Origin of the sequence: Enterobacter cloacae complex sp. IR5401 (genome assembly GCF_049238425.1) — a bacterium.
Classification (GTDB): Bacteria; Pseudomonadota; Gammaproteobacteria; order Enterobacterales; family Enterobacteriaceae; genus Enterobacter; species Enterobacter hormaechei_C.
In genome coordinates this window covers 620,686-641,931 of sequence record NZ_JBMKHN010000001.1, presented here as the reverse complement: position 1 = coordinate 641,931, position 21,246 = coordinate 620,686, and the positions used below count along the sequence as shown (strand labels likewise).

At 52.7% G+C, this 21,246-nt stretch carries 26 protein-coding genes; 14 read left to right on the top strand and 12 right to left on the bottom strand.

All coding sequences use genetic code 11. From position 1 onward, the window contains the following. Positions 1 to 57: 57 nt before the first annotated feature. From ACOTX1_RS03005 to ACOTX1_RS02960, 10 genes are all read left to right on the top strand, one after another. The gene (locus ACOTX1_RS03005; protein WP_110875527.1) at positions 58 to 486 is read left to right on the top strand and encodes a regulator; all 429 of its coding nucleotides are present in this window, start codon (positions 58 to 60) and stop codon (positions 484 to 486) included. After that, on the top strand, positions 483 to 650 hold the full coding sequence (locus ACOTX1_RS03000) for a hypothetical protein (protein ID WP_164552435.1): 168 nt from the start codon (positions 483 to 485) through the stop codon (positions 648 to 650). Before ACOTX1_RS03005 ends, ACOTX1_RS03000 begins: the two co-directional genes overlap by 4 nt. Then, entirely contained in the window at positions 647 to 1,399 is a 753-nt protein-coding gene (locus ACOTX1_RS02995; RefSeq protein WP_126502146.1) for a hypothetical protein, read from the top strand. Before ACOTX1_RS03000 ends, ACOTX1_RS02995 begins: the two co-directional genes overlap by 4 nt. Before the next feature lie 2 nt (positions 1,400 to 1,401). Further along, positions 1,402 to 1,620 carry a hypothetical protein gene (locus ACOTX1_RS02990; protein WP_032680689.1) on the top strand — a complete coding sequence of 73 codons (219 nt, stop codon included), beginning with the start codon at positions 1,402 to 1,404 and terminating at the stop codon, positions 1,618 to 1,620. Then, positions 1,617 to 2,324 carry a hypothetical protein gene (locus tag ACOTX1_RS02985; RefSeq protein ID WP_063158905.1) on the top strand — a complete coding sequence of 236 codons (708 nt, stop codon included), beginning with the start codon at positions 1,617 to 1,619 and terminating at the stop codon, positions 2,322 to 2,324. Before ACOTX1_RS02990 ends, ACOTX1_RS02985 begins: the two co-directional genes overlap by 4 nt. Then, positions 2,321 to 2,512, top strand: coding sequence for a DUF1382 family protein (locus ACOTX1_RS02980; RefSeq protein WP_063158906.1), 192 nt, complete (start codon positions 2,321 to 2,323; stop codon positions 2,510 to 2,512). Before ACOTX1_RS02985 ends, ACOTX1_RS02980 begins: the two co-directional genes overlap by 4 nt. Before the next feature lie 91 nt (positions 2,513 to 2,603). Then, entirely contained in the window at positions 2,604 to 2,819 is a 216-nt protein-coding gene (locus ACOTX1_RS02975) for a TraR/DksA family transcriptional regulator (RefSeq protein ID WP_063158907.1), read from the top strand. A gap of 56 nt (positions 2,820 to 2,875) precedes the next feature. Continuing rightward, entirely contained in the window at positions 2,876 to 3,397 is a 522-nt protein-coding gene (locus ACOTX1_RS02970; RefSeq protein ID WP_045350980.1) for a hypothetical protein, read from the top strand. Positions 3,398 to 3,516: 119 nt separating this feature from the next. Continuing rightward, on the top strand, positions 3,517 to 3,789 hold the full coding sequence (locus ACOTX1_RS02965; RefSeq protein ID WP_023300430.1) for an excisionase: 273 nt from the start codon (positions 3,517 to 3,519) through the stop codon (positions 3,787 to 3,789). Further along, a complete protein-coding gene (locus ACOTX1_RS02960) occupies positions 3,758 to 4,843 on the top strand; it encodes a tyrosine-type recombinase/integrase (protein ID WP_263521504.1) in 1,086 nt (361 codons plus the stop codon). The genes ACOTX1_RS02965 and ACOTX1_RS02960 overlap by 32 nt, the downstream gene beginning before the upstream one ends. A gap of 322 nt (positions 4,844 to 5,165) precedes the next feature. On the opposite strand, the gene ACOTX1_RS02955 is transcribed toward ACOTX1_RS02960, so the two are convergent. Genes ACOTX1_RS02955 through yobA form a run of 3 tightly spaced genes read right to left on the bottom strand, consistent with a single transcriptional unit; the run spans position 5,166 to position 6,763 of the window. Continuing rightward, on the bottom strand, positions 5,166 to 5,504 hold the full coding sequence (locus tag ACOTX1_RS02955) for a YebY family protein (RefSeq protein WP_003859787.1): 339 nt from the start codon (positions 5,502 to 5,504) through the stop codon (positions 5,166 to 5,168). 16 nt (positions 5,505 to 5,520) lie between these two features. Then, the gene (copD, locus tag ACOTX1_RS02950; protein ID WP_022651438.1) at positions 5,521 to 6,390 is read right to left on the bottom strand and encodes a copper homeostasis membrane protein CopD; all 870 of its coding nucleotides are present in this window, start codon (positions 6,388 to 6,390) and stop codon (positions 5,521 to 5,523) included. Position 6,391: 1 nt separating this feature from the next. Continuing rightward, positions 6,392 to 6,763, bottom strand: coding sequence for a CopC domain-containing protein YobA (gene yobA, locus ACOTX1_RS02945; protein WP_023314337.1), 372 nt, complete (start codon positions 6,761 to 6,763; stop codon positions 6,392 to 6,394). Between the two features lie 137 nt (positions 6,764 to 6,900). Here yobA and ACOTX1_RS02940 point away from each other — a divergent pair, with 137 nt between their 5' ends. From ACOTX1_RS02940 to exoX, 3 genes are all read left to right on the top strand, one after another. Further along, positions 6,901 to 7,131 (top strand): DNA polymerase III subunit theta, encoded by a 231-nt coding sequence (locus tag ACOTX1_RS02940; RefSeq protein WP_003859784.1) that lies wholly within the window; start codon positions 6,901 to 6,903, stop codon positions 7,129 to 7,131. A 111-nt stretch (positions 7,132 to 7,242) separates the two neighbouring features. Further along, positions 7,243 to 7,893: a carbon-nitrogen hydrolase family protein gene (locus tag ACOTX1_RS02935; RefSeq protein WP_023314338.1), complete on the top strand. Its 651-nt coding sequence runs from the start codon at positions 7,243 to 7,245 to the stop codon at positions 7,891 to 7,893. A gap of 24 nt (positions 7,894 to 7,917) precedes the next feature. Beyond that, on the top strand, positions 7,918 to 8,580 hold the full coding sequence (exoX, locus tag ACOTX1_RS02930; protein ID WP_015570288.1) for an exodeoxyribonuclease X: 663 nt from the start codon (positions 7,918 to 7,920) through the stop codon (positions 8,578 to 8,580). Here exoX and ptrB read toward each other — a convergent pair. Both ptrB and ACOTX1_RS02920 read right to left on the bottom strand, forming a co-directional pair. Further along, positions 8,562 to 10,637: an oligopeptidase B gene (gene ptrB / locus ACOTX1_RS02925; protein ID WP_023314339.1), complete on the bottom strand. Its 2,076-nt coding sequence runs from the start codon at positions 10,635 to 10,637 to the stop codon at positions 8,562 to 8,564. The two genes, exoX and ptrB, sit on opposite strands and share 19 nt — an antisense overlap. A 75-nt stretch (positions 10,638 to 10,712) precedes the next feature. Beyond that, positions 10,713 to 11,363 carry a tellurite resistance TerB family protein gene (locus ACOTX1_RS02920; RefSeq protein ID WP_023314340.1) on the bottom strand — a complete coding sequence of 217 codons (651 nt, stop codon included), beginning with the start codon at positions 11,361 to 11,363 and terminating at the stop codon, positions 10,713 to 10,715. Positions 11,364 to 11,534: 171 nt separating this feature from the next. Here ACOTX1_RS02920 and purT point away from each other — a divergent pair, with 171 nt between their 5' ends. Next, positions 11,535 to 12,713, top strand: coding sequence for a formate-dependent phosphoribosylglycinamide formyltransferase (purT, locus tag ACOTX1_RS02915; protein WP_023314341.1), 1,179 nt, complete (start codon positions 11,535 to 11,537; stop codon positions 12,711 to 12,713). Positions 12,714 to 12,774: 61 nt separating this feature from the next. On the opposite strand, the gene ACOTX1_RS02910 is transcribed toward purT, so the two are convergent. From ACOTX1_RS02910 to ACOTX1_RS02880, 7 genes are all read right to left on the bottom strand, one after another. Further along, the gene (locus ACOTX1_RS02910) at positions 12,775 to 14,169 is read right to left on the bottom strand and encodes a hypothetical protein (protein ID WP_023314342.1); all 1,395 of its coding nucleotides are present in this window, start codon (positions 14,167 to 14,169) and stop codon (positions 12,775 to 12,777) included. Beyond that, a complete protein-coding gene (locus ACOTX1_RS02905) occupies positions 14,169 to 14,351 on the bottom strand; it encodes a PAAR domain-containing protein (RefSeq protein WP_369705944.1) in 183 nt (60 codons plus the stop codon). The genes ACOTX1_RS02910 and ACOTX1_RS02905 overlap by 1 nt, the downstream gene beginning before the upstream one ends. A gap of 87 nt (positions 14,352 to 14,438) precedes the next feature. Continuing rightward, complete coding sequence (locus ACOTX1_RS02900; protein WP_032667431.1) at positions 14,439 to 15,158, bottom strand: T6SS immunity protein Tli3 family protein; 720 nt, start codon at positions 15,156 to 15,158, stop codon at positions 14,439 to 14,441. Positions 15,159 to 15,161: 3 nt separating this feature from the next. After that, positions 15,162 to 15,869, bottom strand: coding sequence for a T6SS immunity protein Tli3 family protein (locus ACOTX1_RS02895; protein WP_032667430.1), 708 nt, complete (start codon positions 15,867 to 15,869; stop codon positions 15,162 to 15,164). A 3-nt stretch (positions 15,870 to 15,872) separates the two neighbouring features. Further along, positions 15,873 to 16,580, bottom strand: a complete 708-nt coding sequence (locus ACOTX1_RS02890; RefSeq protein ID WP_023314345.1) for a T6SS immunity protein Tli3 family protein — start codon at positions 16,578 to 16,580, stop codon at positions 15,873 to 15,875. A gap of 3 nt (positions 16,581 to 16,583) precedes the next feature. Continuing rightward, a complete protein-coding gene (locus ACOTX1_RS02885) occupies positions 16,584 to 18,704 on the bottom strand; it encodes a T6SS effector phospholipase Tle3 domain-containing protein (protein WP_023314346.1) in 2,121 nt (706 codons plus the stop codon). Beyond that, positions 18,701 to 21,214 (bottom strand): DUF2345 domain-containing protein, encoded by a 2,514-nt coding sequence (locus ACOTX1_RS02880; RefSeq protein WP_023314347.1) that lies wholly within the window; start codon positions 21,212 to 21,214, stop codon positions 18,701 to 18,703. The genes ACOTX1_RS02885 and ACOTX1_RS02880 overlap by 4 nt, the downstream gene beginning before the upstream one ends. Positions 21,215 to 21,246: the final 32 nt, after the last annotated feature.

Below are 21,246 nucleotides of genomic sequence, written 5' to 3'. Positions count from 1 at the left end.
ACCTGGCGCGCAAATAAAACTCGGCAAACCTTCACTCATCATCAAGTAGGTGGAGCCATGAAACGCACACCATTTTACCGCAGGCCAGGGCGAACCGGGCAATTCTCAGGTCTCCGCGAACGCGTTATCTGGATGATTCAGACGCGCGGCCGCCCGGTAACGGGCAGCGAAATCGCCGAGAAGTTTGGCGTAACGCTCATTGAGTTTAACCGGGTCGCCAACGGCATTACCCGCGGCTCAGGACAGATAGCGCAGATCGTTGAGTCGGAAAAGTGGATCAACGAGGACGGCATCTGCGACCGGACATTTAGTCTGGCCAGCAAGCCAAAGGTCGTAACGCCGCAGGGTAAATCGCGGCTGTTCACCCGGCGCGCCATAGAGCAATCGCAGGAAGGCAGACGGCAGGAGTGCATTGAACGTGCCGCCCGCCGTAGCCGACTGATTGCTCAGGGCCTATACATCGACGAAATGGAGTCAGTGCTATGAAAGCGTGGTCACTCGAAGAGCTGGCGCTGCTGTGGCGACACTCAAACGCTGAAGTCGCTGAGATTACCGGCCGCTGCATTGAAGAGGTAGGAGATAAGCGGCTGCAAACCAATATTGAGCGCAATGGCTGGGATGTTAACGATCCGGAGCGGGAGGGTGCATGATCCATTTTCACGGCGGACCGATTACGCCGGACACATGCGCCCTGAAGGCATGGAAAGGCAGGCACGCTTTCATTTCCTTCGCCAACCCCGGCCAATTAGCCCTGGCCAGCGAAGTCACCCAGTCTTTCGCGCTGGATAACGGCGCATTCAGCTTCTGGACGAAAAAGCGCGTTGTTAACTGGAATGACTACTACGAGTTTGTTGCTCGGTGGATGAATCATCCCCGCTTTGCGTTTGCCGTCATTCCTGACGTGATCGGCGGAACGAGTGAAGAGAACGATGCGCTTATCGCTGAATGGCCGCACGGTAGCGTTGTCGGCGCGCCGGTATGGCACATGAGCGAACCCGATGAACGCTTCTTCAGGCTGTGCCGGGAATTTCCTCGCGTATGCATCGGTAGCATGGGTGAATACGATGCAAAGCGACCAAGAGCGTGCCGGGCAAAACTGCGCGATCTGATACGCCATGTAGTCGATAAAAACGGCTATCCAATTACGAAGCTTCACGGCCTGCGCATGCTGAATGCTGACATCTTCCGTCACATCCCTCTGTCGTCAGCTGATAGTACAAACGTGGCGCGCAACATCGGCATAGATAAAGCGTGGGATAAATCAGCATACGCGCCGGCAAGCAAAGAAACACGGACAGCAGTGCTTGTAGAACGCATTGAGGCCTATAACTCGGCGAGCGCTCTTAACTACGACGAGGAAAGGGATCGGTTTACACCACAACTGGCTTTGGAGGTTTAAATATGACGCCAGCAAATGAAAACGCCATCCGCGCAGCCTGCCGCCGCTGCACCGAGGAAATTCAGCAGGCCATGCGCAAGAAGCCAAAGCCTAACTGGAACGAAACGGTTCCTCCCATCATCAATAAGCATCACAAGAAAATTGAAGCTCTGGGAGTTAGCCTTCTGGAGTTCGTCGTCAAAACTGGCCGCCTTAACGGGCGGTTTGGAGCCGAACAATGATTCGCCGACAGATAGATACATCAACCCGATTTCTGCTTGATACCGCCTTTCACCGACTTGAAATAATCCGTGATGACGGTCTCTACCGCCACCTGCGCATGAAGCAGCCCGGTACGTCCTGTTATTACTTCGACATTATCACCTGGCCGGGATATCTGACTGTCACCGGCGACATGGGCACCTGGACATTCTCCCGTATCGCGGACATGTTCGACTTTTTCGGTCCGTGGCAAGACGGGATTAACACCGGTTACTGGTCAGAAAAGCTGGAGGCTGGCGCTGGCTATTCAGCATGTGAGCTATTGGCGAAAGAGTACGATCATGATGCTTTTTGCCGGAGCCTGAAGGAATCAATGAGCGAGTATCTGGAAGATGCTCCAGAGGACCAGCAGGAAGACGAAGACTGGGATGATGAAGACGATACTCGAGACAGTGATAAAGCCAAGGTTCGTGAGGTAGTCCGTGAATTATGCCGCGGTGGATTTAGCAATGACTGGGAAGCATATCAGGCAGTTTATAACGCTGACTGGCCCGAAAGTTGGAGCGCGTGGGATGTCTGCGACGGGTTGACGTTCAAAACCTACACCAGCCACTTCCGCTGGATACTCTTTGCCATCACCTGGGCGATCTCCAAATACCACAACACGAAGATGGTCGATAAGTCGATGGCTACCTTCCTCGCAGTGAAAGGGTTACCAGCATGAACAGAGCATCACCAGTTGATTTGAGGAAAAGCCTCGAAATCGCCAACCACCTGGCGCACATCGGGATTCGCTTTGTGCCGATCCCGGTGGCGACCGAGGAAGAATTCCAGACGCTGGCTGCCGAGTTATCGCGACGGCTTGAGCAGATGGCGGTTGAAGCCGAGAAGAATGAAGGCGGTGCAACATGAAGGCGCTAATCACCCGGGAGCTTAAGGCTCCTTTTTTATTGCTGGCGTTCACATTCAACCGAATTAACCGACAGTTTAGGGAGCATTGACCATGGCCGACATCATCGATACCGCAGCAGAGATTGAAGAGATTCAGCGTAACGCTGCCCTTTCAGCTCACCGCATCGACCGCAAAGCCGTATCAGCTGAGCGTTGTGAAGAATGCGACGAACCAATTCCCGAGCCGCGGCGCGCTGCCGTTCCCGGCTGCCAGACGTGTGCGGAGTGCCAGGAAGAGAAAGAATTCAAGTCAAAAATTTATAGGTGAAGTAATATGCAAATTGTTTTGGTTAAGGGGTTAATCACAATCATAAGGATACGCTCATGAATGGAACCGAGTTCGAATATTACGACCTAGCTTCAAAAATAATCATTGGGCTGGTAACCGGTATTGCAGCTGCATTCTTAACCGCTAAATTTGCTCTTAACAGATTTTACAAGGAAAAGTGGTGGGAAAAACGCCTGGCCTCATTCACTGATGTAATCGATAAAGCATATAGAGTCAAAATGACTGACTGCTATTTTCTCAATCTAGAATTAAGCCTCATGCAGGAACAGGATGATACTTTTAACAGGCATCCTCCTGAACAGGAAAAATTACTCACGGATCTTTATTGGGAGGATATACAGGAACTTGAGCGCATAGCTCAACTTTCTGATTTTACACTAACCCCAAAGGCCTCTAAGTTATTGAATGATTTCGTCAAAAAGAGAGCCGTTACTCGCTCAGACTTTAGGGATGATGCCATCAATTCCCTTGATGGCGCTGAAAAAGATCTTGAGGCATCAGAAAAATTACTGGATGGGCTTGTGCAGGAAGCTAAAAGAGCACTGAAAATAAAGTAATTTTGACTCTACTCAGCACTAAATCTAACCGCCTCCGGGCGGTTTTTTATTGCCTGATTTCGATTAATCAACACGTCAACGCGGCCTCGCATATAATGCCAGGCGGCTAAGGAGTTCTCATGGCTAAGCTTCTCAACTTGCAGGAATGGGCTGCTGAGGTCTACACGACTCCACCATCCCTTTCTACTCTGCGCCGATGGACGCGGGAGGGGCGAATTTATCCCGCTCCGGAGCTGCACGGAAAGGAATATAAGGTTCAGCCTGACGCTATCTACGTGGATCCGCGCAAGAAGAATCTGCGCGCCAAACCGAAACACACAAAACTGCCGTCCGGCGGCACCTTACTGGAGAGACTGACTCATGGCGAAAAGGCCAGTACGTTACGACGCTAACCTGCCCCGTAACCTGACCTATCGTAAAAGAGACAGACTTTACAGCTGGCGCAATCCGGTGACCGGGCAGGAGATTTCTCTTGGCCGGATTGATCGCAAGGATGCTGTTGCCCAGGCCATTGAGGCCAACAACTACATCGACCAGAATTACCTTCCCTCTTCTCTCCTGGATCGCATAAAAGACGTGCCCACTTTCACAGTGGCCGCATGGCTTGAGCGTTACGAGGTAATTCTCGAGCGGCGCGAGCTGAAACCAAACACGATGAAGGTCAGGCGAAACCAGATGGCCACCATTAAGGAAGAGTTCGGCAAAATTCCCCTCGCTTCTGTCACGACAAAGGACATCGCTTCATTCCTTGAAGCGTATATTCTCTGCGATAAAAAGAGCATGGCTTCCGGGCTCAGGTCTGTGCTGATGGACATCTTCAGGGAGGCGATTGTGGAAGGACATGTCGACAGGAACCCGGCAGAACCGACGCGAACGCCGACACCGAAAGTTAAGCGAGAACGCTTGCTGCTCGAACAATTCACGCTCATCCGCCAGGCTGCATTAACTCATTCTGAATGGGCGCCAAACGCATGCGATCTTGCACTGGTCACCGGCCAGCGGCGGGAGGATATCTCACTGTTCAGGTTCAGTGACATTAAAGATGGGAGGCTTTTCGTTACGCAGGAGAAAACAGGTCACAAACTGGCACTTCCCCTTGATTTGAGGCTGGACGTCGCCGGGCTTGTGTTGCAGGATGTCATTGATCGATGCCGGGTGAACAACCCTTCCGACTTCATGCTTTACTCTCCGGTTCGCCGCGGCGGGAGAAAGCCGGGGCCGCTAACTCCCGACGGACTCACCCAGGCCTTTGCAGAGATAAGGGATTCGACCGGGTTAAAATTCGGCCCTAACCCACCTCCTTTCCATGAGATCAGAAGCCTGGCGAGCAGGCTATATGAAAAGGAGCGTGGAGAAGAGTTTGCTCAACGTTTACTCGGCCACAAAAATTTAACAATGACCAAAAAATACCTGGACGCACGCGGTGCAGAGTATGTTATGGTTTAGACAGGATATGGAATATTCGAGTAATTTTCGGGGGATTTCGTGTTGAGACCGAAAAAACCCTTGAGAAACAAATAGATAAAAAGAGACCGAATACGATTCCTGTATTCGGTCCAGGGAAATGGCTCTTGGGAGAGAGCCGTGCGCTAAAAGTTGGCATTAATGCAGGCTCAATCGCCTTGCCCTTTAAGAATAGATGACGACGTCAGGTTTTCCAGTCCACAGTAAAAGTGGTCTGAAAAAAAGCGTCAGAACATCACTAAATGTGAAAAACCGCAGAGCTTTTACAAGCACCTGCGGTTTTTTTTTACTGGAAACCTGACGGCTAGCAGAGCTTTTCAGCGCGCTCAATAAACGGTGCCAGACTTTTCTTCTGCCCGGGGTTTGCCGGGTCATCCACCTGGATCACGCTGACAGGCTGTCCGTTACTTTTCCCGCTGGCCACCTGCTGCTCCGCTACGTCATTTAACGGATACTGCACGAGCGTACTGGGATTGATGACATACAGCGCGTTACCGGGACGGCAGGTGAGCATGACCTCTTCACGATTAAATGCCCAGTTGTCCTTGCCCACTTCAAACCGGCTGACGGTGATGACCTGCGGCGCGGCCAGCGCACTGCTGGCACAGGTGAGAAGTAAAAGAGAAAGCAGTGTCTTTTTCATATGTTATTTAACCTTGTCAGAAGGGTTCCCAGGTCGCGAACAGGCTGACGGCCGCCAGTACCAGCGCGCCCAGCACCACCTCTGCCTGTGTCATCCTGATAAAAATCTGTTGTTCCCGCCCGGCCTCCGGGCGAAAGCGTGGCACAAGAAAATACCGATTCGCCAGCGCAATTGCCACCATCATCATGACCAGCGCACATTTGAACAACAACAGCTGGACATAAGGCGCATGCCACGGCACGTTTATGCCAACAATAAAGAGCGTATTGATTATCCCGGTCAGCAGCACGCCTGCCACGGCGTAATGCCCCACGCGGGAGAAGCGCATCATGGTAAAGATAGCGGCTGGCTGCCAGCGGCCTTTCGCCAGACGCATACAAAACAGCAGCGGCAGTAAACCACCCACCCAGGTCGCGGCGCAGAGCAGGTGAAGCGCATGGTTGAGACGATGCAATGCTCCCGGTGCGCCACCGTTCATCGCGGCATGTCCCACGCCCGCCAACAGCACCAGCTGCCCCATCACGAGCAGTAACAGCCGTGAGCCTTTTTGCGGGGTAAGCCATGCAGCGCCCGCCGTCACAGCGGCCAGCACCATTTGCCACAACCAGACGCCGCCAAATTGCGTTCCCAGCACGCTGCGCCAGACCGCCGGACGAATGACATCGCTCCAGCCGTTGCCCATCAACCCACTTTGCAGGCCAAACATCAGCAGAGCCGCCATCAGGCTGATTAAGGCCGCGAGTTTCTGCTGCCGCTGGAAACGCCGGGTCATGAGGCGCTGCAACGAAGACGGTGCAAACCAGACGCTGTAAAGCGCGTTGCCGAAAAGCAGCATCAGCGCAGCAAAATGGATAAAGCGTAACGCGACGTAGCTCAGGGCCAGCATACTATTTCACGCTAAAGTGATAGCTGCCTTTGGTTTTGTGGCCGTCCACGGAGACCACATGCCAGTCCACCGTGTAGGTGCCGGTCGTCAACGGTTTCTCAAGAGGAACAATCAGCTTTGCGTTATCCTTCTCGTCACGCTTCACCGCGCCGGTCTGGATCTTGTGCTGCTGCGCGTCCGTCACCACCACGCCGCTGAAGGCAGGCTCAATGCCTTCCGAGAAGTTCAGGGTAATGACCTCTGGTGCCACCGCAACGGTATTTTCCTGCGGGGATTGCTGCTTAAGATGCGCATGGGCCAGAGCTGAGGTCGCGGTTGCTGAAGAGAGCAAAAATGCCAGCGCGCACGCGACGCGGGAAGGGGTAAAGTGCATCACAATCATTCCTTTTCGTTATGCCTGAATGCTAAAGAATAACTCTGTATAATTAACGAGTCGAGGAACATCCTTTGCTCCCTTGTCATCGTTGAACAATCGCGGTAACGTTGCCGCCGCAGAAAAAGGAGAAGGAAATGAACGTTAACCTGGCCGCCCTTCCTCAGGACGAGATGGACAAAGTGAATGTCGATCTCGCCGCCGCGGGTGTCGCATTCAAAGAGCGTTACAACATGCCCGTCGTAGCTGAAGTGGTAGAGCGTGAACAACCCGCACATCTGCGCGACTGGTTTCGCGAACGTCTCATTGCGCATCGCCTCGCCTCCGTCAATCTCTCGCGCCTGCCGTACGAACCTAAAGTTAAATAAGCTTAACGTCTCGTTACACTTCCTTACGCGTTATGTGGCAGGATAAGAAAACCCTGATAAATTTAGGTGTAATCTTAAAATCCCAGCGACTTAGTGTATAAGGAAGTCACGATGTCACGATGGAATATTGCCGCGGCTCAGTATGCTCCGCGGCACAACTGTGTTGATGAGCACGTAAAACATCACCTGCACTTTATTGCCGAAGCTGCCTGGCATGGGTGCGATTTGATCGTCTTTCCGGAGCTTTCGCTTACCGGCCCAGGCGGAACATCCTTACCCCCACCTCCTGACGATTTGCAGCTTGCCCCCCTCCTTCACGCCGCCCAGTCACGTTTCATCACGGTGATTGCTGGTATTACGCTCCAGCAACACGGCCAGCGCCAGAAAGGACTCGCGCTTTTCACCCCTAACGTGTCGACCATCCGGCGTTATCCGCAGGGCAACGGTGCGGGTGTTATTCCTGGCGATAAAAGGTTAACCATCGTGGATAACCAGGCTGACGCCCCGGAACTGGACCCGGAGGCAACGCTGTTCACCAGCAGCCTGGCCGTGGGCGAGCACCGCTGGCGACAATCGATCGGTTCGTTACAACGCTTCGCGCACAAGTACGCCATCGCGGTATTAATGGCGAACGCGCGCGGCGGTAGCGCGTTATGGGATGAAAAAGGGCAGCTGATTGTACGTGCCGATAAGGGAGAACTGCTGCTAACCGGTTCTTTAGGCCAACAGGGTTGGCAAGGCGATATCATTCCATTAGGCTAGGCATTTTAGGATCAGGAGCGATCAATGCTGCGCGTTATCGATACCGAAACCTGTGATTTGCAGGGTGGAATTGTGGAAGTCGCTTCTGTCGACGTGATTGACGGAAAGATAGTCAACCCAATGAGCCATCTGGTGCGCCCGGATCGTCCCATCAGTGCGCAGGCGATGGCTATACATCGTATTACGGAATCGATGGTGGCGGATAAGCCGTGGATTGAAGAGATCATCCCTCTTTACCACGGTAGCCAGTGGTATGTCGCCCATAACGCTAGCTTTGACCGCCGCGTGCTGCCGGAGATGCCCGGCGAATGGATTTGCACCATGAAGCTGGCGCGCCGTCTGTGGCCAGGGATCAAATACAGCAATATGGCGCTGTATAAGTCGCGCAAACTCAGCGTGCGAACGCCGGAAGGGCTGCATCATCACCGTGCCCTCTATGACTGCTATATCACCGCAGCGCTCCTGATTGATATCATGAATACTTCCGGCTGGACGCCAGACGATATGGCGACCATTACCGGGCGCCCCGCGCTACTGACTACCTTTACGTTCGGTAAATATCGCGGGAAGCCAGTATCGGAAGTGGCGGACAAAGATCCGGGCTATCTGCGCTGGCTGTACAACAACCTCGACAGAATGAGCCCGGAACTGCGCCTGACGCTGAAGCATTATTTAGGCGAAGCCTGAGTCCCCGCCCGGCCTGGCAGCGTATCCTGCGCCAGGCCAATCAAAAAGGCGTACTCCAGCGCCACCCCTTCATAGGATTTAAATCGCCCTGATTTCCCTCCGTGCCCCGAGTCCATATCGGTACACAGCAGCAGCAAATTATCGTCAGTTTTCAGCTCACGCAGCTTCGCCACCCATTTCGCGGGCTCCCAGTACTGCACCTGGGAATCGTGCAGGCCGGTGGTCACCAGCATATGCGGATAGGCTTTCGCCTCGACGTTATCGTACGGGCTATACTCTTTCATGTAGCGATAATAGGTTTCATCCTGCGGGTTCCCCCACTCTTCAAACTCCCCGGTGGTCAGTGGAATGGACTCATCCAGCATGGTCGTCACCACGTCCACAAACGGCACCTGGGCGATAACGCCTTTAAACAGTTCAGGCCGCTGGTTGATCACGGCGCCCATTAGCATGCCCCCGGCGCTGCCCCCCATGCCAAAGCAGAGCTGCGGATCGCCATAACCCTGCGCGATCAGCGCATCGCAGACATCAAGGTAGTCGTTAAAGGTATTTTTCTTTTTGAGAAATTTTCCGTCTTCATACCAGTGCTGACCCAGTTCGCCGCCCCCGCGAATATGGGCAATCGCATAAACAAAACCGCGGTCGAGCAGGCTCAGCCTGCTGCTGCTGAAATCGGCGTCCATGCTTGATCCATAGGAGCCATAGCCATAGACGAGGATGGGGTTTTTACCTTTGTTGAAGTGCGCCTTGTGATAGACGAGCGATACAGGGACTTCAACGCCGTCGCGTGCGCTCACCCACAGGTGCTCACTGCGATAATTTTCCGACTCAAAACCCCGGACCTCAGCCTGTTTAATCACCTGACGCTGCCCGGTGTCCATATCCAGTTCAAACAACGTATCCGGGGTGGTCATCGACGAATAGCCGTACCGCAGGCGGGACGATTCCGGTTCCGGGTTAAAGCCGATCCACGTTACGTAAGCCGGGTCATCGAACGCAATGCCCACCACTTCGCGGGTTTTGCGGTTGATTTGGCGGATACTGGTCAGTCCGCGCTGACGCTCTTCCACCACCAGCCAGTCGGTAAACAGGGTGAACCCCTCCAGCATCACCTGATCGCGCGCGGGAATTAACACTTCCCATTTGCGTTCATCGCGCACTTTGGTTTTATAAAGGCCAAAGTTTTTGCCCTCGCGGTTCGAACGCAGGTAAAAGCTGTGCTGGAAGTGATCCAGGCTGTACTCATGATCTTTACGGCGCGGCAGGAAGCACAGCGGCTGCGCATCCGGCAGCTCTGCATCCAGCAGCAGCACTTCTGAAGTGGTGGCGCTGGAGAGGAAAATGATCACGTAGTGGCGAGACGACGTTTTGTGCAGGCTGACATAGAACGTCTCGTCTTTTTCCTCGTAGACTAATTCATCGTCGGCGGAATCGGTCCCCACCGTATGACGCCAGACCTGATAAGGCAGCAGCGTTGAGGCATGCTTTTTAACGTAGTAGACCGTTTCTGAATCGTTACCCCAGACGAAATCGGGGGAGACATTATCCAGCATTTCGGGATACCAGTTTCCCGTTTCAAGATTGCGGAAACGCAAACCGTACTGGCGGCGGGAGAGGTAATCCTCAGCCAGCGCCATAATGGCGTTATCGGGGGAAATGGACATGCCGCCCAGCGTATAAAACTCACTGTGGGCAGCACGTTTGTTGGCATCCAGCAGGATCTCCCATTCGTCCCACTCGGCGCTCAGCACAGACTGGCGCTGGTAGATGGGATATTCGTTTCCCGGCTCATAAATATGGCGATAGCGATAACCGTTTTTGCACCACGGGGCAGAGACATCACGCTGGGGGATACGCTGCACCATTTCGTTCAGGAGCTGATCCTGAAGCGCCTGCTGGCTGGCCATGACCTGGCGGCCATAGTCGTTTTCCTCGTGCAGATAGTCGAGCACCTCTGGCCGGGAACGTGAATCGTCCCGCAGCCAGTAGTAGTTATCGATACGCGTATCGCCATGCGTGGTGATCGCATAAGGAGTACGTCGGGCTTTTGGAGGCATGGCATTCTTACTTTTTCGTTTTACATCCTATAAGGTTGGCAAAACACGCGTATGATGCAAGCGAAACATGGCCTTCTAGCCCGCGAGAGTCTGCTTCTGCTGCTGAATATCCTGCTCAATTCCCTCGCGAACGTCCTGGGGGATCTTCAGCGCATCGCCCAGGGCGTTCAGGTAGCTGCGCTCCATAAAGTGATCGATATCGATGGCGGCACAGCTCAGAAAATAGAGCTCCAGCGCCTCTTCTTCGTTTTTCACGCCTTGCGCCAGACGCTGCGGATCGAGCGGCTGTTCGATGGCCTGCGCCACCAGCGCCCTGCCCTGCTCCTCAACGCCCGCTTCCCGCATCTGCTGTTCAATTGCGGCACGTTCACTGGCATCAATATGCCCGTCACTCTTGGCCGCAAAGACCAGAGCGAGGATCAGCCGCTCGGTGCGTAAATCTAACGGCGATACCTGCTTCCCGTACTGCGGTTCATCCTGATGCGCGTTGCGCACCTTATCTTTGTATTTGCTCCATAAGACGGAACCTGCAATAGCCCCTCCGCCCGCCAGCAGCGCGCCGGTACCGTATTTGGTAAGCAGTTTCCGCGATGATTTATTGGCAACCAGCAAACCGGCCAGCCCGCCGAGCGCACCCGGCACCAGCAGCTTGCTCAGACCCTGCTCGCCCGACGACGAGCCTTTTTGTCCCAACAGGGATTGCAGTTGATTCATCCAGCCTGACATATTTTTCCTCACGTAACAGTGCGTAACCTTCACAGCCTAAGCGAGCGGGTGTCAGGAAATGTCTGTCAGTGCTAAAGAAGCGCAAATTTCACCGCTGTCCGTATATCCCCATACAAGACAGACGCAAACGTTTTCGTTTATACTGCCCGCATCTTTTTCAGGGGGATTTTTATGACTCGTTTAGGAACCGCGCTGCGCCCTGCCGCGACGCGCGTCATGCTGTTGGGATCGGGTGAACTGGGTAAAGAAGTGGCCATTGAATGCCAGCGTTTGGGCGTGGAGGTGATTGCAGTGGACCGTTACGCGAACGCCCCTGCCATGCACGTTGCGCATCGCTCGTACGTCATCGATATGCTTGACGGCAATGCGCTGCGGGCGTTAATTGCCGAGGAAAAACCGGATTTCGTGGTGCCTGAAATTGAGGCCATTGCCACTGAGATGCTGGTTGCCCTTGAGCAGGAAGGCCAGCGCGTAGTGCCTTGCGCCACTGCGGCAAAACTGACCATGAACCGGGAAGGCATTCGTCGCCTGGCGGCAGAAGAATTACAGCTCCCGACCTCCAGCTACCGTTTTGCCGGGGATAAAGCTGCGTTTCTCCAGGCCGTCGAAGAGATTGGCTACCCGTGCATCATTAAGCCGGTAATGAGCTCCTCCGGCAAAGGGCAGAGCTTTATCCGCGACAGCAGCACGCTGGACCAGGCCTGGGACTATGCCCAGCAGGGCGGTCGTGCCGGTGCCGGGCGCGTCATCGTGGAAGGCGTGGTGAAGTTTGATTTCGAAATTACCCTGCTTACCGTCAGTGCCGTGGACGGCGTTTATTTCTGCGACCCGATTGGTCATCGTCAGGAAGACGGCGATTATCGAGAATCCTGGCAGCCGCAGCAGATGAGCGCGCTGGCGCTGGCACGCGCGCAGGAGATCGCCCGCAAGACGGTGCTGGCGCTGGGCGGCTACGGCCTGTTCGGCGTGGAATTGTTTGTTTGCGGCGACGAGGTGATCTTCAGCGAAGTCTCCCCTCGCCCGCACGATACCGGGATGGTTACGCTGATTTCACAGGATCTCTCCGAGTTCGCGCTGCACGTGCGCGCTTTCCTCGGCCTGCCGGTTGGCGGCATCCGTCAATACGGCCCGGCAGCCTCCGCGGTGATCCTGCCGCAGCTGACCAGCCAGAATGTCACCTTTGATAACGTCGAAGGTGCGGTTGGTGCAGGCTTACAGGTCAGACTGTTCGGCAAACCGGAGATCGACGGAAGCCGTCGTCTGGGCGTGGCATTAGCAACCGGGGAAAACGTGGACGAAGCCGTCGCGAGAGCGAAAATAGCGGCCACTGCGGTAAAAGTGACAGGGTAAATAACTAAAGGCTGGTCAACTAAGCGACCAGCCACATTACATGATTAACATTGTTCCGTTTCTATCGCTTCCATTCGTATTCCATGTCCTCGTAGGCTTCATTCGTTTTCGAGATGAAAACAAAAATACCGAGGCCAATAAAAATAACGAAGGGAATGATGATGCTCGCAATCAGTTCCCAGATTGCTGGCGGATCGTTTTGCGCCAGGAAACTGATACGATAGGCAATGAGGGATAACACGCAGAATAAAGCCGCCATCCCCGCAGGATAAAGGGGATTACTCCAGTTACACCAGGTAAGTTTTTTTGGGATAGCTGTCTCCATGGAGGAAAGCGAAGTAATACAAAATTTGTTTTTGTCTGAATAAGCTGCCAGTTGCTCCCCCTGGGCATATTTGACCGCATCCGCCGCAAATGCCAGAGCCAGCCACCGATACCCGGCACTCTTTGCGCCCAGAGAGGCATCGATATCCAGCCGTTCCACCGTGAGCGCTTTTTTATCCAGTGCCTGCATTAATGGATATTTTTCAATACGGGACAGCCCGGTATACCAGAGATTTTTCGGCGTAAGTACCGAACCCGTCTCAAGGAAGACCGCCATTTTGTCCTCTACATCGGTCACGTCAGACATAGGCTGATATAAATATACCGGTTTTTCGCCCTCCTCCCGGACATAATGACTGGTCAGCAGGAATGCACATGCATTTTCCATGCTCTTTGATTCGCCGCTTTCTTCATGTAAATCAACGATAACAATCAACCGGTTTTCAACTCTGTAATCAGATAAGTTCATCCATTGGCTAACGATCGCGTAGTCAGGACATTCTGTGCTGTACTCAATTTTACACGTGCTTGCCGTTTCAATACCCAACCGCTCCAGAGTGCGCCTCAGTTCATCAATGCAGGATCCACTCCCTCCGTGAACCCAGACAACAGTTTCAAAAATACGGTAGTTATAGTCCTTCAATTTTTCTGCCATCGGGTCCAGTAAGCGGTAAAACATCTGTTCATTCCTGGTCTGGTCGAAGCGATCTTCCAGCTGAATATTAACCGGCGTTTTCGGTGCCAGCGGAAATTCGCCTTCCAGTTTCAACATATTCAGCGCGGGTTCCTCCAGGGGGGTGATTGCAGACCATGCTGCGATAGCGATATTTTTTCGCGCATACGCCTTTAAATTAATCTCCTGCTCTTTTGCTATGAATTTTCGGGTTTCAGCATAATGAATGTTGGCGTCATGAAATATGAAACTTGTAAAAACTAGCAACGATACAACACAGATGGGCAGAATAACTGAAGGCACAAAAAAGAGAGCCGTAACGTGTTCCTGTTCAGGCCAGGTGAGAGCCCGGATCGCGAGGCCCATTGCGACGGCTATCACATAGAGGAAAACAATCATGACGACTGGCACAGTGGAATCCGGGTCTGGCTGTTGTTTGTATAACCACCACGCGCGCATTACGAAGCTCCCGCCACAGGTAAGGTACTTTTGATTTCACATCCACACGCCGCGCGACAGCCATCTACCACAACCCCACGGCCATGCATGGTCCAGGTTGGGTGACATTCAGTGATTGCGAACGTCCCTTTATGGAGCGGACACTGCGCAAGATCATCTTTTAAGGCCACGGGCTGCCCCATAAAGTCTGCCCCAGAGGCCTTAGTGACTTTTCCTCCGCTTATCAGCGGATCGTTTAACCTAATGACGCCTTTCATCGCTTTATCTCCCTATTTTCCCGCATCCATGTTGCATTGCATGTGCTCCCAGCCGGTATAGCCTTTCACGTCGGGTACGCTGTCGGGTAAATCTTGCCAGTTAGCCTTAAGTTGCTGCGTGCTGCCCTCGAGCCCCTGCTTAGTCATGTAGACCATTCCCCACGCCCAGCCAGGGGAACGGGGGTCCAGCTTCCCGCTGACTTTATTTCCCATTCCGTCATCCACGGTATAGGCAATCCCCGGCCCGCCGGGCAGAATGCGCGGGTCTTCAAATGGCTTTGATGACATATAAAGCCGGTGTTTGGTCAGTAAAAAGCCCTGATCGTTGACGACAGTGAAAGATATGACATCATCATAATAAGGAGCGTTACTTCCATCAGGTTCATTGCTCCCTGGTGACATAGATGCACCACCTCTTTCCCACGTTTTCCCATAGTCTTTTGATACTGAAAAACCACCAGTAACATTTCCCCACCACGGAATTGCAAGATAGTGCTCTGAAGGATGCACGAATTTTTTGGTAAAGATTCGATAAAACTGACTGGCAATTTGTGAATGGATACCTTTCTTAGTATCGCTAAACCAGAGTTCGCCTTCACAATCCCACCCTTTCAGTTCGAGATAACGGTGATCATCGAATCGATAAACTACCTGCGTCGGCGGTTCTTTCGCCAGGCATCCGGTCACCAGCACAACAGACGTGGCTGCGAGAACGGTACATAATCCTTTCATCAGTTATCGCCCCGCATCCATATCACAGCGCATATGATCCCAGCCGGTATAGCCCTTCACCTCGGGTACGCTGTCGGGTAAATCTTGCCAGTTAGCCTTAAGTTGCTGCGTGCTGCCCTCGAGTCCCTGCTTAGTCATGTAGACCATTCCCCACGCCCAGCCAGGGAAACGGGGGTCCAGCTTCCCGCTTACTTTATTTCCCATTCCGTCATCCACGGTATAGGCAATCCCCGGCCCGCCGGGCAGAATGCGCGGGTCTTCAAACGGTTTTGACGACATATACAGCCGGTGTTTGGTCAGCATAAATCCCTGGTCCTTAACAACAGTAAAGGAAATAATGTCATCGTAGGGCGGTGAAGAATCTCCATTCGGTTCGTTAGAACCCGCTGAATAAAACTGAGGGGACCAGGTTTTACCATAATCTTTTGAAATTATTGTTCCTGGAGAGCCCCAGGTAGGGATAGCTATATAACGCTCCGATGGATGTATGAATTTTTTGGTGAAGATCTTGTAAAATTGGCTAACAGGTTGGGTATGTATACCCAGCTCAGTATCCGTGTACCAGAGTTCGCCTTCACAATCCCACCCTTTCAGTTCGAGATAACGATGTTCATCGAACCGATAAACAACCTGTGTGGGCGGTTCTTTGGCCTGGCATCCGGTCGCCAGCACAACGGACGTCGCTGCGAGAACGGTACATAATCCTTTCATCAGTTATCGCCCCGCATCCATATCACAGCGCATATGATCCCAGCCGGTATAGCCTTTCACGTCGGGTACGCTGTCGGGTAAATCTTGCCAGTTAGCCTTAAATTGCTGTGTGCTGTGCTTAAGCCCCTGCTTAGTCATATAGACCATTCCCCAGGCCCAGCCAGGGAAACGGGGGTCCAGCGTATCGCTTACTTTATTTCCCATTCCGTCATCCACGGTATAGGCAATCCCCGGCCCGCCGGGCAGAATGCGCGGGTCTTCAAATGGCTTTGATGACATATACAGCCGGTGTTTGGTTAGTAAAAAGCCCTGATCGTTGACGACGGTGAAAGAAATAATATCCTCATAGGATGGTTGGTTAGTACCATCGGGCTCATTAGGCCCTACCGAAAAAAACTGGGGAGACCATGTTTTACCATAATCTTTTGAAATCATTGTTCCTGGGTCATCCCAGGTGGGTATGGCAATATATCGTTCAGAAGGATGAACAAATTTTTTGGTGAAAATCCGATAAAATTGACTGACGGGCCTGGTATGAATACCCCGAAGAGTATCCGTATACCAGAGTTCACCTTCGCAGCCCCAGCCTTTCAATTCGAGAAAACGGTGATCATCGAACCGGTAAACAACCTGTGTCGGTGGCTCTTTCGCCTGGCAGCCCGTCGCCAGAACAATGGTAGTAATCGCCAGTCCTATAAATAATGTTTTCATGCTCTATCCTTGAACTAGTTGGCTCTCACTTTTGGGTTTAGGCATATCCCATTGCAGATTTGTCATTACCTGATTTCCTGCGGTTAGATCTCGGGACGGTTTTATAGTTGTAGAATTGTTAAAATGATTTTTCACACCATAGTCGCCTTTCGGTAGTACCTCATCAGGCCAGTTCATATAAAATTTAGTTTGTGTCTCTGGTAATTTTCCGCTTCGATAATATTCTAATGCTGGTTCATAACCGTTCTGCGGATCGCGCCAGTCCGCACGATGTAACAACCCTTCCCAAAATTTCCCCGCCTGATAATCGAATGATTTGCACTGCCCAATAGCCAAATCAAACGCCATAGCGTGCGATGGCGCAAATTCGCTCATCACAATAGAGGAGTGCTGGCTGTAGCCTACCGGGTCAATTTTCTGCCATTCCGCTTGCAGTTCTTCCGGTGTTTTCTTCCAGGTAAGGGTAACTAACTGAAAATCACGCGAACCTGACACCTCACCATAAATAACCTCATGCTTGCGTTCAAAACTCTCTTCTTTAAGCTCTGAAGCAGATAAAACGTGACCAGGCTGCCAGCCAATATTTTGATAGCGGTTCACAGCAAAGGTTGTCGTTACCGTGCGCTTAATGGCGCTGGCTTTGGCGGAATAGGAAATGTAGGCGTCCGGGCTGTCCGGATCGACATAATAGGTATACGGTTTATCACTGGTTTTAGGATCGTTATCCGGGTGATTATCCTCCCCCTGGAGTTTGAAAATAAAAGGTTCCGGTAACTCCTCACCGTTTATTACCACATCGCGAGCGCTGTAACTGGCGTTCGTGAGAAAGGCATATTTTGCATCCCCCTCATTTCGCGGTGGTAGCTCAAAGGGGTTAGCGTCAGGGATGTTTCCTACTTCACCATGCTGGTAAAACACACGCTGAAACAGATTCGGTATATCACTGGCAATATTCTGAGGAATGCCCCGCCAGCCAAACCCCTGCACATTCTCCAGCGACACGACGCCATCGTTCGGGCAAAAGTAGTTATACACTTTACCGTCGTTGCTTCGGCAATATCTGTCATCCGTTCGCAGCGGATTATCGGAAGGTTTACGCAGGGTACAGGAGGCCTCCAGAGCCTGTAATTCGCTCTCTGCCATTTTCCCACCCCCTTTCCATTGCGTATGCATCAGGCGACAGAAATTTTTAAATGTCTGCTGTCTGGCATCGTCGGTCTGTTGATAACCCGGCTGAATATTTTCAGCCACGCGCGACTCAAGAGAATACGGTGAGTGATTAAGAATCACACAGTTTACCGGAGCATACCCGGCCTGTTTCACCAGCATATTTGCCAGCATAGTAATAATCGTGCCCTGACTATGGGCCACAACGTTAATCACATCTTTCGCCGTAATCGGCTCACTTCGAACCTGAATAATCAAATCCGCCAGCCGTTGAGCGGCAAAAAACTGGTAAATGCGGTGCGGGTTTTCATAAATGGGATGGGTAAAATCGCCATCATTGAAGTGCAGCGAGGCAAATCCCGCAGCGGCAACGCCGAAGCCACCGGCGCCGGGCCCCAGCATATCCGGGATCGTCGTCGTCGCGTTGGCAAAGGTCCCGCCCCCCTTGGCAAAACTCTTATCAAGTGCGTTCTTAAAGTTATCGTTCTGGTACTGAAACGGCCCTTTTCCGTCATTACCCAGCGACTTTTTATTCGTCTCGTTATCTTCCTGGTACGCATCATAGGGAAGATGCGCTTTGTCACTCAGCTTCCCGACCTCCTCCCGGTAGCGCTTCTGGTCCGCCCGGTAGTCAGCATGCGTAACCGGTTTATATCCCCAGTAAAACGGGATGATGGGGGAACGCCCTGGAGTGATAATTCTGTAGTCTTTCCATTCGTGGGCGTAAAAATCCTGCCGGTTAAGTCGCTTACCCAGCCCGGCAAGTATACCTTTCTCCTGGTTCTGGTAGGCTTCACCCACGTCGTTCACGCCATGGACGAGGATCACAATGCCGGGCATCGGGCGCGGTATCCCGACGTTGCGCGTCTGGGCGACTTCGCCCAGGGTTTTGTGTACCGGAATATCGCCTTCTGATACCACCCGTGGAGCGTAGGGTTTTGTCTTCGCCTCCGTCATTCCATTATCTCCATTTTATAGCTGTCGAGGTCGTCAGCATCGAGCAGGGGTGAACGACCGCAGCTGTCCGTCACGCCTTCCACCACCTGTCCGGATGCACTGGTCAGCCTGAATTTTTTGTTTGCCAGAATTTGCTCCGGATCATCGCCGGCGTGCAGTTTGTAGCGAAGTTTAAAGGCGCCTTTCTCAAAGGATGGCGTCGGTACCGACACACTTTCCGGACCGTCGTATTTCAGGCTCGGCGCTTTGAGCTCAATGCCCGTCGGCGAGAAAATGGTGACCAGTCCGGTCGGGCTGATACGGATCCCGCCGCCCCCGCAGACAAACTGCATTCCCTTTCTGGCACTGCCGTTCATTTTCCCGGCGGTGCTCGTCAGCGTGAAATCCTGCTGCGACAGCATGTGCATTTCGCCCCGCTGCGCCTGCGTCGTAATATCCCCCGCACCGGCAATCATCTGGATGCCGAGTTTGCGGGCAAACAGCGACAGTTTTTCCCCTACGGCCAGCGAGAATTTTTTCACCACATTCACGCTGGCATTCCCGCCCGCTGTGGCAATCAGGTCTTTCCCGGCGGAAAGTTGCAGGCTGTCCGGCGTAACCAGCGCAATTCCACTTTTTCCATATGCCAAAATACCGGGCTCCGCGAGATGACTCAGCGTCTGGCTGAGCGCATTTTGCCGATCGGTTTCCACATTACTCGCACCTGCCGTAAGCGCACTTTGTTGTAGGGTCATCGCCAGCGATAACGCCTTTTCAAGTTGTGTAATAGCCGCTGTCATATCCAGTTGCTTACCCCCCGCGCGGGACTGTGCTTCCGTGGTGATCATCACGCCTTTGGCAGCACGCAGCGCCATCCAGTCGTCGGTGCGAGCCTCCACACCTTCCCCGCGCTTTTTGCCTTCAGCATCAACCAGGTGACCCACACTCACTTGCCCTTTGCCGTACTCCGTAGCGATTTTGATGTGCTCCTGCCCGCGACGATCTTCAAGACGGATCTTGTTCAACGCGGCCGTGCGGATCACGTTTCGGGTATCGTTACGGTTTGTGACTAAATCCGGGTGGCTGCCGTCGTGCATGACATGCGCGATAAAAGGTCTGTCCGGATCGCCGCCTTCGAAACCAACGGCAACTTCAGTCCCCTCCAGTAGCGGAAAGTGAATACCAAAGGTGTCACCGGCGTACGGCCTGCCGAGGCGTACCAGGGCGCTTTCGAATCCGACCCGTTTTTCATCAAGGTCAAAATCGAACTTAACCCTGTAGCGCCCAACCGCATCAAGTCCGGCATAGGTTTTATCTCCCCCGATAGCCTTCACTCTGGCGGGCACCGTTCCGGCTATCACCGGCCGGGATAAGTATTCAGGACGGAAGCTATAGCCCTGGATATAGGGGATCCCAGAAAGTACGGCGCGATAGTGTTCAGCACGGCTGCCGCGGATAGTCATCGCAGTTATCACAAACCCGGACTTAAACCCGTCAGGTACAGGCCCTGAGGGATAAAACATAATGCCTGGCTGAAGCTCGGGATCGCTGGTTGTCGCCCCCAGAAGACTCTGTCCGTTCAACAGGCGTTCATAACGCAGACGAGCGTAAAATGCGGCGGTTTCCGCCTCTTCACCGTGAAAATCCCCCGCAGTCAGATAGTGATCGGCATAGTGATAGTGTTGGCCTGTCGTTACACCTTCGGGAATATCGCTCGTTTTAACGGTCTTATCCGTCTGCGGCGATTGCGGGTCACGGTAGTTATAGGTGCGAACCAACACATTTTTGGGGATCAGGCCGTGCTGCTCCTCCAGATCGGTAATGTATTCGCTATAACTGGTCATGCCTGAATGTCGGACATAAGGCATCTGTTTGTCGCTGAAGTTGTAACGACGCGCAGAATCCCCAAAAATAACGACGGTTTCCGTTTTCACTTTGTTGTGATTCTCAAATCGGAACCAGATCCCTATCTCTGCCAGCAGCCGACGGATGAACCGCAAATCGGTTTCTTTCCACTGAACGATCATTTCCCGTCGTGGATAACTGTGGCTCAGTTGGTCAAAATCAATGTTGTAGCCGTCAAAGTGACCACTGTCCTTCATCAGCTTTGTAACGAGCTCCGGGACTGTCATGTTCATGTAAACCGCAGAACGGTAATTTTGATCCAGCAGCGCCAGCTCATGCTCCAGCACGCATTCATACAGTGCTTCGTCACCTGAAGACATCAGCCGCGAAAATTGGGTGATCGTGCCATTAATCTGGCGAACCGGCAGCCAGGAGGTTTGCCCATGCCATGAGGCTTCCAGATTGGGTGCACGCAGAATAAACTCAGCCCTTTGATTAAGAACAGCATTAATGGCAATGTTTAGATCCGGACTGGTAAAGCGAATGGTATAGCGATAAGGCTCGCTTAATATCTCTTTTCCTGTAAAAGAATGAACATCTGAAATAACATTTTTGCTACGCGGGAAATACAATAAATATCTGTTTAACGTGTCCTGCCTTTGAGCTACCTCAGATTCCCCTGACATTATTAGCTATCCTTTTAACAAACATTCCGTTC